The organism is Priestia sp. GS2 (assembly GCF_036409025.1).
In the GTDB taxonomy this organism is placed as follows: Bacteria; Bacillota; Bacilli; order Bacillales; family Bacillaceae_H; genus Priestia; species Priestia aryabhattai_A.
Window position 1 is genome coordinate 3,458,760 of record NZ_JAZGJX010000001.1, and the last position, 13,119, is coordinate 3,471,878.

Annotated in this window: 15 protein-coding genes; 4 read left to right on the forward strand and 11 right to left on the reverse strand. The window is 38.0% G+C overall.

Annotation, left to right across the window (positions count from 1 at the left end; translation table 11 throughout):
• Positions 1-7: 7 nt before the first annotated feature.
• From V2145_RS17720 to dapF, 3 genes are all read right to left on the reverse strand, one after another.
• Positions 8-1,045 carry a tyrosine-type recombinase/integrase gene (locus V2145_RS17720; RefSeq protein WP_330988052.1) on the reverse strand — a complete coding sequence of 346 codons (1,038 nt, stop codon included), beginning with the start codon at positions 1,043-1,045 and terminating at the stop codon, positions 8-10.
• Positions 1,046-1,250: 205 nt separating this feature from the next.
• A complete protein-coding gene (locus V2145_RS17725; RefSeq protein ID WP_131887462.1) occupies positions 1,251-1,616 on the reverse strand; it encodes a HesB/IscA family protein in 366 nt (121 codons plus the stop codon).
• A 73-nt stretch (positions 1,617-1,689) separates the two neighbouring features.
• Positions 1,690-2,544, reverse strand: a complete 855-nt coding sequence (gene dapF, locus V2145_RS17730) for a diaminopimelate epimerase (protein ID WP_131887463.1) — start codon at positions 2,542-2,544, stop codon at positions 1,690-1,692.
• Between the two features lie 223 nt (positions 2,545-2,767).
• On the opposite strand from dapF, the gene V2145_RS17735 reads away from it, so the two are divergent.
• Positions 2,768-3,445 (forward strand): DUF2225 domain-containing protein, encoded by a 678-nt coding sequence (locus V2145_RS17735; RefSeq protein WP_330988053.1) that lies wholly within the window; start codon positions 2,768-2,770, stop codon positions 3,443-3,445.
• A 53-nt stretch (positions 3,446-3,498) separates the two neighbouring features.
• On the opposite strand, the gene V2145_RS17740 is transcribed toward V2145_RS17735, so the two are convergent.
• Complete coding sequence (locus tag V2145_RS17740) at positions 3,499-3,738, reverse strand: YuzB family protein (protein ID WP_094911180.1); 240 nt, start codon at positions 3,736-3,738, stop codon at positions 3,499-3,501.
• Between the two features lie 298 nt (positions 3,739-4,036).
• Here V2145_RS17740 and V2145_RS17745 point away from each other — a divergent pair, with 298 nt between their 5' ends.
• Positions 4,037-5,104 carry an NAD(P)/FAD-dependent oxidoreductase gene (locus tag V2145_RS17745; protein WP_131887465.1) on the forward strand — a complete coding sequence of 356 codons (1,068 nt, stop codon included), beginning with the start codon at positions 4,037-4,039 and terminating at the stop codon, positions 5,102-5,104.
• Between the two features lie 28 nt (positions 5,105-5,132).
• On the opposite strand, the gene V2145_RS17750 is transcribed toward V2145_RS17745, so the two are convergent.
• Positions 5,133-5,462, reverse strand: a complete 330-nt coding sequence (locus V2145_RS17750; protein WP_094911178.1) for a YuzD family protein — start codon at positions 5,460-5,462, stop codon at positions 5,133-5,135.
• 195 nt (positions 5,463-5,657) lie between these two features.
• On the opposite strand from V2145_RS17750, the gene V2145_RS17755 reads away from it, so the two are divergent.
• Positions 5,658-5,894 carry a NifU family protein gene (locus tag V2145_RS17755; RefSeq protein ID WP_025909412.1) on the forward strand — a complete coding sequence of 79 codons (237 nt, stop codon included), beginning with the start codon at positions 5,658-5,660 and terminating at the stop codon, positions 5,892-5,894.
• A 48-nt stretch (positions 5,895-5,942) separates the two neighbouring features.
• Here V2145_RS17755 and thrB read toward each other — a convergent pair whose 3' ends face one another.
• From thrB to yutH, 5 genes are all read right to left on the reverse strand, one after another.
• Positions 5,943-6,857 carry a homoserine kinase gene (thrB, locus tag V2145_RS17760; protein WP_210610896.1) on the reverse strand — a complete coding sequence of 305 codons (915 nt, stop codon included), beginning with the start codon at positions 6,855-6,857 and terminating at the stop codon, positions 5,943-5,945.
• Positions 6,851-7,912 (reverse strand): threonine synthase, encoded by a 1,062-nt coding sequence (gene thrC, locus V2145_RS17765; protein ID WP_311856222.1) that lies wholly within the window; start codon positions 7,910-7,912, stop codon positions 6,851-6,853. Before thrC ends, thrB begins: the two co-directional genes overlap by 7 nt.
• Positions 7,912-9,213, reverse strand: a complete 1,302-nt coding sequence (locus tag V2145_RS17770) for a homoserine dehydrogenase (protein WP_094911175.1) — start codon at positions 9,211-9,213, stop codon at positions 7,912-7,914. The genes thrC and V2145_RS17770 overlap by 1 nt, the downstream gene beginning before the upstream one ends.
• Before the next feature lie 227 nt (positions 9,214-9,440).
• Positions 9,441-10,427, reverse strand: coding sequence for a 2-hydroxyacid dehydrogenase (locus tag V2145_RS17775; RefSeq protein WP_311856219.1), 987 nt, complete (start codon positions 10,425-10,427; stop codon positions 9,441-9,443).
• A gap of 108 nt (positions 10,428-10,535) precedes the next feature.
• Positions 10,536-11,546 carry a spore coat putative kinase YutH gene (gene yutH / locus V2145_RS17780; protein WP_094911173.1) on the reverse strand — a complete coding sequence of 337 codons (1,011 nt, stop codon included), beginning with the start codon at positions 11,544-11,546 and terminating at the stop codon, positions 10,536-10,538.
• Between the two features lie 268 nt (positions 11,547-11,814).
• On the opposite strand from yutH, the gene V2145_RS17785 reads away from it, so the two are divergent.
• Positions 11,815-12,288: a phosphatidylglycerophosphatase A family protein gene (locus tag V2145_RS17785; RefSeq protein ID WP_397428312.1), complete on the forward strand. Its 474-nt coding sequence runs from the start codon at positions 11,815-11,817 to the stop codon at positions 12,286-12,288.
• A 45-nt stretch (positions 12,289-12,333) separates the two neighbouring features.
• Here the strand turns inward: V2145_RS17785 and V2145_RS17790 are convergent, their stop codons facing one another.
• Complete coding sequence (locus V2145_RS17790) at positions 12,334-13,104, reverse strand: TIGR01457 family HAD-type hydrolase (RefSeq protein WP_330988054.1); 771 nt, start codon at positions 13,102-13,104, stop codon at positions 12,334-12,336.
• Positions 13,105-13,119 lie beyond the last annotated feature (15 nt).

A 13,119-nucleotide genomic window follows, 5' to 3' on the forward strand; every position in this document is an offset into this window, starting at 1 on the left:
TTTCGGTTCAGTTACGTCTTTGGCGAATGCCATTAATCGGTGAGTAATCATCGTGGCTCCTACGCATCTCTTCCGTATCCATTTGGATATAACGGCGCATGGTACGTATATCAGCCCAACCGCCCATTTTCTGTAATGTAAAGGCGTCACAACCGTTTAAAATCATGTTTTTGGCCCATGTATGGCGATAAACATGCGCTGTAACCTTCTTACCTGCTACTCCGGCTTTATCAGCGTAATATTTCAAACGTTTATTGAAGTGATTTTCACTAATCGGCTCACCAAAGCACGAAAGGAATATACGATCTAATTTAAAGTGCGTTTGGTTTTCGGTAACTAATTGCATTAATAACTTCGATACATAAGCTGATATCGGTACCAAACGAGGCTTTCGATTCTTATTCTTCTCGCCAATCAACGTTATAAAGCGAGTCTGAAAGTCGATATCAGAAATACGTAAATTAATAAGCTCTCCTATACGCAACCCACTATCCAGTAGTAAGTTCATAGCAACGAAGTCACGAAATCCTACAAAATCTTTTTGATTCGGCTGCATTAATATCTTCTTTATCTCTTCTTCCGTAAAGCAATTCGTTAGGTCTAAGTCATGGCGCAGTAGCTTTACTTTATCCATCGGATTGACTTCGATTAGTTCTTCACGCTCTAAGTAGTTAAATAATGCTCGATATACGCGCAACCTAATGTTAATCGTCGTTTCTGCTAATCCTACTCCTTGTTTATCGCAGTCAATATACTTATGGCCATCATATTTTTTAGCTTCGTATTTGAGGTAATTAACGTAGTTGCGAACCATCTCCGCCGTTACTTCTTCCATCAGTGCTACTTCCGGATAGTTATCTGCGAGCCAGTCGGTAAAGTATCGCCAAGTCTTTATGTAGTCTCTTAGCGTTCTTTCTCTAACGCCTTCTATTTTCTTACCGGCGATAACCATATCGAGTCCTTGCTCTAACGTTAATTGCGGGTACTCTTTCGAACCAATGCGCTCTCTTACTGGACTTCTTCTCTTTCGCTTCTTTAACGCCATAAAAAAAACGACCTCCCTAACGATGTGTTTTTCACCGTTAAGAAAGTCGTTATTTTCAATCCTTCGAATAGGAAACTGGGGTTGTTAATACGCTTGTATGCGATTGAGTTCTCGCATATTTCAAACGTAATACACAACCATCGTCCATGCTTCCGATTAGCTTGCCGAAATAATATCTCGGTAGCTTAAAACGTTGATATATCGCTTAACACTCTTCCGGTGTACCAGCGTTCGCTGCCGTGCGGAATGAAGATCCACAGCCGCATGATGCAATGGCATTCGGATTATCAATTGTAAATCCTCCACCAAGCATAGACTGCTTATAATCAATCTTAACTCCTTTTAAAATTGGGGCACTTTCTTTATCAACAAGAATTTGAATGCCATGTTGTTCAAACTGCATATCGTTTTCACTAACTTCGTGTGCGAAGCCCATTCCGTATGATAAACCTGAACAGCCTCCTCCATTAATCGTTACGCGAAGGTAAGCATTCTCTTCTTCATGTTCTTTCATCATATCTTTTATTTGAAAGCTAGCCGCTTCTGTAATTTCTAGGATATCTTGACTCATAATTAGATGACCTCCTTTTTCCTATAAGTATACGCTGTGAGTAAATGATGAACAACTACTCTGCTTTCAGTTCTTAATAGTAATAAACTCCATCGCAAATCACAACTGCTGGACCTTTCATTAGTACATGGTTGTTTTCTTTCCATGTAATAGTTAAGTCTCCACCTGCTAAATGAACAATTGTGGGAGTATTTTTTTGCGTAAGATTATTTAAAACAGAAGAAACAACTGCTGCACAAGCACCGGTTCCACAAGCTTGCGTTACACCTGAACCCCTTTCCCAAACGCGGAAATGCATTTCCGATTCATTCATAATCTCTACAAATTCAACATTTACACCTTCTGGAAAACGTGGATCTTTTTCAACCACTGGCCCTAATGTATGAAGAGGTGCTTTTTCAATATCTTCTACGTAAAATACAACGTGAGGATTTCCCATTGATACAGCCGTACCTATAAGCTCTTCATCACCAAATTCCATTTTCTCTGACACAATGCTGTTTCCTTCAAATCCAAGCATTGGAACTTCAGCTGGCTTTAACTTTGGTGTGCCCATGTCAATTGTTACCTCATTTACTTCTTTATCCTGCAAATGAACAGTTGCATGGACAAGGCCTGATAACGTTTCGATTGTAAACTCTTCTGTTTCTACTAAATTATGCTCATATGCATACTTAGCTACACATCTTAAGCCGTTTCCGCAATTTTTTGCTTCTGAACCATCGTTATTAAATACGCGCATTTTAACATTCGCTCTAGTAGAAGGACAAATCAAAATCATTCCATCTGACCCAATACCTGTGTAAACGTTTGATACTTTAATAGCGACAGAAGCTAAATCTTCTTCCGCGATATGTTCTTCAAATAGATTGACGTAGATATAATTATTTCCAAGCGCATGCATTTTTGTAAAAGCAAATTTTTTCATTTAATCACCCATCATTCTTTAGTATGGTCTTAGTATAAAAGCATTGAATGTAGGAAACAATAAGAACATCCCCCGTTTCCCAACTCTTTAGCCAAATTGGTTAAGGAGTTTTTTATTCACAAAGAAAAAGCTCCAAAAAACATTACAAAAGACCCAAAAAATAAATTTATCCGTGTATAATATAGTTAAAAAGATTTATATATTTTTAAAAGGAGGAAGTTCATTGAAAGCTTTACATCCTCTTTATGATAAAAAAAGCTCTTGTGCTTTGTGTAGCCACAGGTTTTATTCTAAAAAAGTTCGGTCTCGCTTTTTAAAGCCTCAAAGATACGATACTGACTTTTTCGTTGATTATGAAAATCCACAGTTCCACCCTATTGTATATGATGTCGTAATCTGTCCAAAGTGTGGATATGCCAGCACTGAACAGTTCTCAAAACTTTTTCCTCCAGGCAGTGAAAATCAAGTTAAGGAAAAGGTCATGAAAAATTGGAAATACCAGCCCTATGATCAAGAACGAACGTTGCAACAAGCGATAAATGCTTACAAGCTGGCTATTTATTGTGCCAACATAAAAAAAGAAAAGTCTTCTGTGCTTGCAAGCCTTACCCTACGATTAAGCTGGCTATATCGAATGCTTGATGACACACAACAAGAAAGAGCTTTCGCTTTACATGCATTAAAGTTCTACACCACAGCATATTTAGAAGAAACATTTCCTTCTAACAGCAGCGAAGTTCGATTGCTATATATTATAGGAGAACTAAACTATCGGCTTGGGTTCCAACAGCAGGCACTCCTCTATTTTTCAGAAATTATCTATAAGCACAAAAATCATCCCGATCGGAAAACATTTGAGCGAACTAAGGAAAGATGGCATGAGATTCGTAGCATTTCATAGTAAAACGGAAGCGACAATGCTAATAGCATTGTCGCTTCCGCTTTTATTCTATATTAAAACATTGGGTTCTCTTCCAAATGTGTGTAGATAGCTGCTACTAATTCTTCTGGTGTGTCCGCAACTACAACATCCCCGTTCACCAAAGCAAAAGGAGATTGTGCGCATTTGCCACAATAGCCCAGACATCCATACTCAACAATATCTAAGTTTGGATCTTTTTCTAACTCTTCCAAAGCAAGCTGAGAACCGCTAGCTAAATTGCTGATACAAAATTCAATAATTGGTTGAATCACTATTCTCACCTCTCTACTAATTGTTTATCCTACCTTGTTTTTAAAAGGACGTCAAATGTTCAAACTGCATGCTTATAAGGAAATTATGTTGAAACATATTGTGGTTTTTATTCAATTTAGTTATACTTTTATGTGAATACAAACAAAACAGGTTATATTAAATTATTATTTAAGTAAAATATGCTATGCAAAATCGAATGCGATTGACGTATCGGTTTCGTTTTGTATGCCTATATGTTTTAAGTAACTCAATTAGTATAGAGAGAATACAATGTCTAAACGTAAAGGGGAAATCCAGATGAAGAACCTTGTGATACTCGGTGGAGGATACGGTGGTATGCGTGTCCTACAGCGACTTTTTCCAAATCAACTACCAGAGGATGTACATGTAACACTGGTTGATAAAGCACCTTATCACTCATTAAAGACTGAATTCTACGCGTTAGCAGCTGGAACAATTTCAGATCAGCACGTTCGCGTTTCTTTCCCAGAGCATCCTCGTTTATCTATTCGCTATGGCTTCATTACAAACATTGATCTTGAAAATAACCAAGTTCACCTTGAAGATAACGAAGTTCTCCATTATGATGATTTAATTATTGGACTAGGATGTGAAGATAAATATCACGGCGTGCCTGGCGCACCAGAACATACGTATAGCATTCAAACCATTGATGCTTCTCGCGCTACATATCAAGCATTAAACAATTTACCTGCTAATGCAACCGTATCGATTGTCGGAGCTGGCCTTAGCGGTGTTGAATTAGCTAGTGAGCTAAAAGAAAGTCGTTCTGATTTAAATATCATGCTATTTGATAGAGGAAAATTAATTTTATCTTCATTCCCAGAACGTTTGAGTAATTATGTGCAAGAATGGTTTACGTCTAACGGTATTGAAATTGTAAACAGTGCTAATATCACGAGAGTAGAGCAGAATATCTTGTACAATCATGATGAGCCAATAAAAAGTGATGCGATTGTGTGGACAGCAGGCATTCAACCAAACAAAGTTGTTAGGGATTTAAATGTTGAGAAAGACCCTCAAGGTCGCGTAGTGTTAACCAAATATCATAATCTGCCTAACAATGAGAATGTCTATGTATTGGGAGACTGTGCTAGCTTACCACATGCTCCTAGCGCTCAATTAGCCGAGGGGCAAGCTGAGCAGATTGTTCAAGTGTTAACAGCACGATGGAAAAATGAAGAGTTACCTGCTGAGCTACCTACTATTAAACTTAAAGGCGTATTAGGTTCTTTAGGTAAAAAGCACGGATTTGGATTAGTAAATGACCGCGCCATTACAGGTCGAGTTGCTCGCTTATTAAAGTCAGGAATTTTGTGGATGTATAAGTACCATAATGGTTAATCAAAAAAACGCCTAACGGGCGTTTTTTTTATGCAGATACAAATCCATATTTCTCTAATTCTTCAAAAATGCGCTTTAGCTTAGGATTCCCTTCTCCCACTATTTCATTGTTAATTAAAATAACCGGATAAAATAAATCCTCATCAATTACTCTTTGTGAAAACTCTTGCTTCTCTTTTTCATCTACAGGCGGGTTATAAATATCAATGTAGCGTATGTTAAATGATTCATTTGGGTATTTTCGACTGAGCGCTGCCTCAAGCCACTCTTGTGTGTCTTTTGAAGACGGTAAATTCACACAGCTTGCACAAATAATTTCTGCTCCATATACACAGATTTCAACGCTGTTTTTTTCCACATTTGTTCCCCCTATTCCCTTGTCGTGACTCCTTCAATAAAGAAAGCTTCCACCCTACCTTACTTTTATTGTACACAAAAATCATTTAAAGGACATCGTTTTTCAAATTGAACGAACGTAATCAAAGATTCTTGAATAGATTTTTTATGTAAGAGCGTTTATAATAGAACTAGAGAAGGAAAGGAGTCGATAATCATGGCTGAAATGGAAATGCATGAACAAGTACAAGAAGTATTAGATAAGCTTCGTCCATTTTTACTTCGCGATGGTGGAGATTGTGAATTAGTCGACGTTGAAGATGGCATTGTAAAATTACGTCTTCTAGGCGCTTGTGGCAGTTGCCCAAGTTCAACAATCACACTAAAAGCAGGTATTGAACGTGCTCTTTTAGAAGAAGTACCTGGTGTTGTAGAAGTTGAACAAGTTTTCTAATAATCCCTTATATAACAAACCCTCAAGCGATGCTTGAGGGTTTTTGCTTTAGTTTGCTACGACTTGAGCATCTACATATACACCTTTTGTATCAATATCTACTATCTCTACTTCACAATGAGATAACTTTGCGGCTAAATGCTTGGCAATATCTTTACCTTTTCCAACAGGTGCTAAGCACAAAACACTTGGTCCTGCCCCGCTTAGCGCTGTTCCATAAGCTCCTAGCTTTTTGGCTTCCGCTCTTGCTATAGCTAGTTCTGGCACCAATTTTGTTCGATAAGGCTCATGGTATAAATCTTTTTCCATAAATGTACCTACCGCTTTAAAATCACGATTCATCAGTGCGGACACAAGCATATTACCAATTGCTCCCGCTTCCACTGCTGTTCGATAATCAATTACCTTCGGCAAAGCATTGCGAGCATCTGCTGTTTTCAATTCGTATCTCGGAATAATCATAATTACTTCAGTTTGTAAGTCGGGAATATGATTGATATACGTTTCTTCTTCATGATGATATCCAATAACGACGCCCCCATAAATAGAAGGACTTACATTATCTGGGTGTCCTTCCATTAAGCTGCTGATACGCAGCTTGTCTTTTTGTGATAAATTAAGCTGGGCAAGCTGATTAGCCAATTCAATACCTGCAACAATGGCAGAAGCACTGCTTCCAAGTCCTCTAGCTAAAGGTATATCACTTGATACGTATACTTTTGCTGCTGGAAGAGTTACTTCATATTGCTTCGCTACATCCTCAGCTACCTGATACATTAAGTTTTCCTTGCCTGTTGGTATTCCTTTAACATCATCTGTCTCTGGAACAAACAGCCACTGTTCAGCTGGCTCTACCGTTAGAATTAAGTAGCGCCCAAGAGCGATTCCAATAGAATCAAACCCGGGTCCTAAATTAGCAGAGCTCGCTGGCACTGTGATTTTAAAGCGGTCAAAAGTTAACATGAAGCGACAACACCTTCAATATATTCAAACACTTTCTCTTCTTCATTTGGCAATACAACTGGCTTAACATCATGCGCGTCAATTGCTACGTTCGGATCTTTTAATCCGTTTCCAGTTAGCACTGCTACTACTGTGGAACCTTTAGCAATTTTTCCTGATTTGACGTCTTTTATTACACCAGCGATTGATGCACAAGAACCTGGCTCTGCAAAAACACCTTCTCGTCTAGCAATTAAGCGATATGCGTCTAAAATTTGCTCATCTGTCACTTCATCAATTTTTCCTTTTGATTCATTAGCTGCATTTACCGCATAGTCCCAGCTCGCTGGATTACCAATACGAATTGCTGTTGCAATTGTCTCTGGATTTTCAATTACTTGATTTCGAACGATTGCAGCTGCTCCTTCTGCTTCAAACCCATGCATTAGTGGTAAACCGCTCTGATTACGTTCATTATACTCTTTAAAACCTTTCCAATAGGCTGTAATATTACCGGCATTTCCAACAGGAATGGCTAGAACATCCGGTGCCTTTCCTAACTGTTCACAGATTTCAAAAGCTGCTGTTTTTTGCCCTTCAATTCGGTAGGGGTTCACAGAGTTTACAAGAGATACAGGTGCCGTTTCGCTAAGTTTTCGAACCATTGAAAGTGCTTGATCAAAGTTTCCTTCAATAGCTACGATTTCCGCTCCGTACATAACAGCCTGAGCAAGCTTACCCATCGCAATTTTCCCATTAGGAATAACAACGATACAGCGCATGCCTGCACGTGATGCATAAGCCGCTGCCGCTGCAGAAGTATTACCAGTAGATGCACAAATGACTGTGTTACTGCCTTCTTCTTTTGCCTTTGCAACGGCCATAACCATACCACGATCTTTAAATGAACCTGTAGGGTTTAGGCCTTCTACTTTCACATGCAAGTTAATACCAAGTTCTTCTGATAAATACGGAAGATGAATAAGTGGCGTATTTCCTTCATGAAGTGTTAACATTGGCGTTTCTTCTGTTACTGGCAAAAACTCTTTATATTGGTGTAATAAACCTTTCCACATTATACGATGCCAACTCCCTCTACTCGATAGCTGCTTTTTACGTTTTCAACAATTGGTAAGTCTCTTAATTGTTGTAAAATTTCTTCATAATCCTTTTGAGATGTTTTATGCGTTACGACAACAATCTCTGCAAGCTCGCTGCCTGTAACCGGTAATTGAATAATTTTTTCAAAACTTACGCCGCGTTCAGAAAATAGTGTTGTTAATTTAGCAAATGCGCCTACTTGGTCTTTTACGTGAATACGTAAGAAATGTTTCGAAAACTTTTGGTCTTGTGTTTTCAACTTTTTTGGGAATTGAGGCGTTACGGCACTCTTTCCATTTACACCCAGTCTCAAGTTTTTCATCACGCCCACAAGATCTGATACAACCGCAGTTGCTGTTGGTAAACTACCTGCTCCAGGACCATAAAACATTGTTTCCCCCACTGCTTCTCCATACACATAAACCGCATTATACTCATCGCTAACTGATGCCAATGGATGTGTATCTGCTAATAAGGTTGGCTGAACGCTCACTTCAACATTATCTCCATCTCGATGTGCATATCCAATTAATTTCACTGTGTATCCTAATTGCTTACTATATTGTAAATCTTCTTCTGTTACTTCTGTGATACCTTGAACCTGTACATCATCAAGATCAATTTTCATTGAGAAACCAAGCGTAGCTAAAATTGCCATTTTTCTTGCTGCATCCAAGCCACCAACATCAGAAGTAGGATCTGCTTCTGCATAACCTAGTTCTTGTGCTTCTTTTAGCACCTCTTCATATGCGCTTCCTTCTTTTGTCATCTTTGTTAAGATAAAGTTTGTTGTACCATTTACAATTCCCATCATTTTTGTAATACGGTCTGATGCCAATCCATCCGCAAGCCCACGAAGAATTGGAATTCCCCCAGCAACACTTGCTTCATAAAATAAGTCGCAACCATTTTCTGATGCAACTGTTAATAACTCAGAACCGTAAACCGCCATCAAATCCTTATTTGCTGTTACAACGTGCTTTTTATTACGAAGAGCTGTTAAGATATAGTCTCTAGTTTCTTCAACGCCCCCCATAACCTCAATGACAACATCTACTTCTGGATTATGAATGACATCCTCTACGTTTGTTGATAATTTTTCACTACTAATCTCTACGTCTCTCACCTTATCAATATTTTTAACTACCACTTTTTGAATCGTTACCGGACAGCCAACTTGGTGGCTTAACTTATCCTGGTGATTTTCAATAATTTTAACTACTCCGCTACCAACCGTTCCTAATCCTAATAATCCTACTGAAATACTTTTTGTCATATTATTCACCTCTATGTTCTCTTCACGTATACATTTGTTTTCTTATAGTGGACATTATAGACCCTTTTTTTCTTTTTTACAATACTTTACTTTAAATTTATCTTGTTATTTGTTGAATAAAAAGATAAATTTAAATTTTTTAAATATTTCATTTCCTTATCATAACATGTATGTTCCTGTTTTTTAACATACAAAAAGCATTTCTATAAAAGAAATGCTTTTATTCTTTAGCTATTAGGAACAAGCTCTCTATTAATAATGGTAGATGGGAAATGACCTGCTAAAACACCTTCTATGTTTTGGACTGCTAGTTTAATCATGCTTGTACGTGTTTCCACTGTTGCACTTCCAATGTGAGGTAATGCTACTACTTTTGGATGTATAGCTAACGGGTGAGAACTATCAATTGGTTCATTCACAAAAACATCCAGACCGGCTGCTGCAATTTCCTCTTCATTTAACGCTTTTAATAAAGCAGCTTCATCCACTACACCACCTCGAGAAACGTTAATAAACATCGCTGACTTCTTCATCTTTTTAAATGCTTGCTCATTAAACATGTTTTTAGTTTGCTTTGTTAAAGGTGTTAAGCACACAACAAAATCAGACTTTTTTAATAAGTCATCCATTGAGGCATATGTAACAGGTAAACTGTTCTCAGCTTGTTCATTTCGAGAACGATTGTGATAAAGAATATTCATATCAAAGCCTGCTGCCCTCTTTGCTAGCACCTCACCAATCTTTCCCATCCCAACAATTCCAAGCGTTTTATGGTGAATATCGCGACCAGCTAACAAATATGGACTCCAGCTTGTCCACTTGTTTTCTTTAATATGTGCTGAAGCCTCTAAAATATTTCTAGCCGTAGTCATAAGCAGCGTCATAGCTAAATCCGCCGTGGTATCTGAAAGCACATCAGGCGTGTTACAAACATAGATTTGACGAGTTGTCGCTGCCTGGATATCGATGTTATCAAATCCCACAGCCAGGTTCGCAATTACTTTTAAATGAGTCGCTGACTTTAATAATTCTTCATCTATCCTATCGGATAAAACGGTTAAAAGTCCCTGAGCTTTCTTTGCTTTTTCTGTGAGCAAGTCATACGGGACCGGCTCTTCTTCAGAGTGCCACATCTCCACTTCAGCCACTGCGCGTAGTGGTTCTACAAATTCTTTTGGTATACTCCTTGTAATAAAGATAAACGGCTTGTCCATTATCTATCACCTCATTGATTTTTAATTACATGACGTGACGCTTTATTGTTTAACGCAATAGGCGTCACGTCACATTATCTTTATATGCTTTTACTATACTTATACCACTTAAACACCGCTTGATAACCATCCTACCTCTGGTATATGGTAACGTGAAGTAGAAATACCAACGGATTGATAAAACTGCTTTAGAAATCGCTCATAATGAGATGAGTGATCTAACACAGCTTCTAGTTGCTTGTAATAGCTTTGTTTTTGTTCTTCGCTTTGAACACTATAATATCCTTCTACCACTTCAAAATAATGTACAGGGAACAACAACCTCGCATAGAGAAGGCGCCACGAAAATGATGAGAGTGGATTAATACGTTCGTATTCGCTTAGAAAATGATGAAGCTGATGGGAATTTAGCTCGTAGGATGATAAATACTGTTCACGAATATACTCTGCTAAGTCTCTGCTTGGATGGTCAAAGACCCAATCCACTGGGAGTTTATAGATATACTGACTTCCCCAAGTCGTCTTTCCAAATCGATGATGGCAAATCGTAGCAGAATCCACTGCTCTTGGCAAATCATCAATTTCTGTATCTACCAAATATTGAATGGCATTCTCTGCTAACCCTAGATAGTAGGGAAAGCTTTCGAGGAACTTCTTTTCAATTTCTTGATTCGGTAAAGCTCTCAAGCGCCCATACCAAAACTCTTCCATTTGATCTACTCGCTTTTCCCACAATGATTTCCATTGACCCAATCGCTTTGAATGCTCAACTTCATAAGGAAACATTCTACCGCGCTGATGAAATTCTGCTAACTCTGAACCGATGACAAATTGGTCATTTCGCGGTGCTGCTATCGACCGACAAATCATAAATTTAAGGTCATTAGATTCCGTAATCATATTTCCCTCTAGATTTGGCATAAATGTAGAGATATAGCGGTCACCTTGACTCATGAGAAACTGACTCATTTGATACAACTCGTTCAATTCATCTTCTTCCACTTGATTTAAATGAATAATCGTATACAAGATATCCCGATATTGAAAGGCTTGATAAGCGCCTAAAGTTAATAATTCATCAGGATGTAAACCATAACCTTCATAAATTGCTTGCTTCACGTACATCCCCTCGTTTCATTGATTGAAGTTTTTCCATAAAGAAATTCAATACTTGTCATAATATTTATGCACAATCGAATAGATTAGAATTACACAATTTATTATGATTTCCTCCGAGTGAGTCATACTAGAAGATGTAATGATATGCTCACCAAATCGTGAAGTAGATGATTTACTTCTAAACATATGCTTCTGTATCCCTTTAAGCATTAAAAAATAAAAAGAAATTAGGTGATGATACTTGGAGAAAAAGCATCAGCAAAGTGAAATGGAGAAAACAGCAAGAGAATGGCTAACAAAACGTGGTGTCACAGTAAAAGACATTGCTGATCTCGTTTTTTATCTACAAAAGAAATACCACCCAAATTTAAACATTCAGGAATGTGAGTACAACGTCGAGCGCGTCATTTCAAAGCGTGAAGTACAGAACGCCATTCTTACAGGTATTCAACTAGATATTTTAACGGAAAAGAAACAGGTTGAAGAGCCCCTTTTATCTATTTTAGAAAAAGACGAAGGTTTGTATGGAATAGATGAAATCTTAGCGCTATCCATCGTAAACGTGTATGGTTCAATCGGTTTTACAAATTATGGATATATCGATAAACAAAAGCCGGGTATATTAGAAAAATTAAATGATAAATCATCTGGAAAATGTCACACATTCCTTGATGATATTGTTGGTGCTATTGCCGCCGCTGCCTCCAGTCGTCTGGCACACAGAGCTGAAAATGTTGAATAAAAAAGAGAGAGTGATTCCAATGGAATCACTCTCTCTTTTCGCTCATTATATTTTATCCATCCACTCTTTTAAGGAATCAACAGCATAAGTTGGCTGCTTGTCATACCCCTTAAGTAGCTCTTTTGTTGTTACCCCAGTATGAACTAACAAAGTATCTAACCCTGCATTCATTCCAGCTAAGATATCCGTATCATAGTAATCGCCTACCATCAAAGTATCTTCTTTCGGTGTACCGATTACTTCTAATGCCTGTTCCATAATGATACTCTCTGGCTTTCCAATAAATACTGGTTGTGTTTGAGTAGAAACAGAAACAACAGACGTGATAGAACCGTTCCCTGGAAGCAATCCTCTTTCTGTTGGAAGTGCAATATCGCCATTTGTTGATACGAAGAATGCACCGTTACGGACGTTTAAACAAGCTTTTGCTAACTTTTCATATGTGATTTCTTGATCTAAGCCAACGACTACAAAGTCTGTATCTTCATCTTGAATTGTGAACCCTTTTTCAGTAAGAGCATGACGAATTCCTTCTGCACCAATTACGTACACTGTACCGTTAGGTTTACGGTCATATAAATAATTAGCTGTCGCTTGGCTTGTTGTAAATACTTGATCTTCTGTTGTAGGTATTCCGAAACTTTCAAGCTTTTCTGCTACTTGAGCAGGCTTTTTCGTTGAATTATTCGTAACAAATAAATACGGGATACCTTTTTCTTTTAATCCAATGACAAAATCGCGCGCTTCTGCAATTAATTCTGTCCCTTTATACATCGTTCCATCTAAATCAATTAAATAGCCTTTATACTGCTTCATAACTGCCTCCTACTA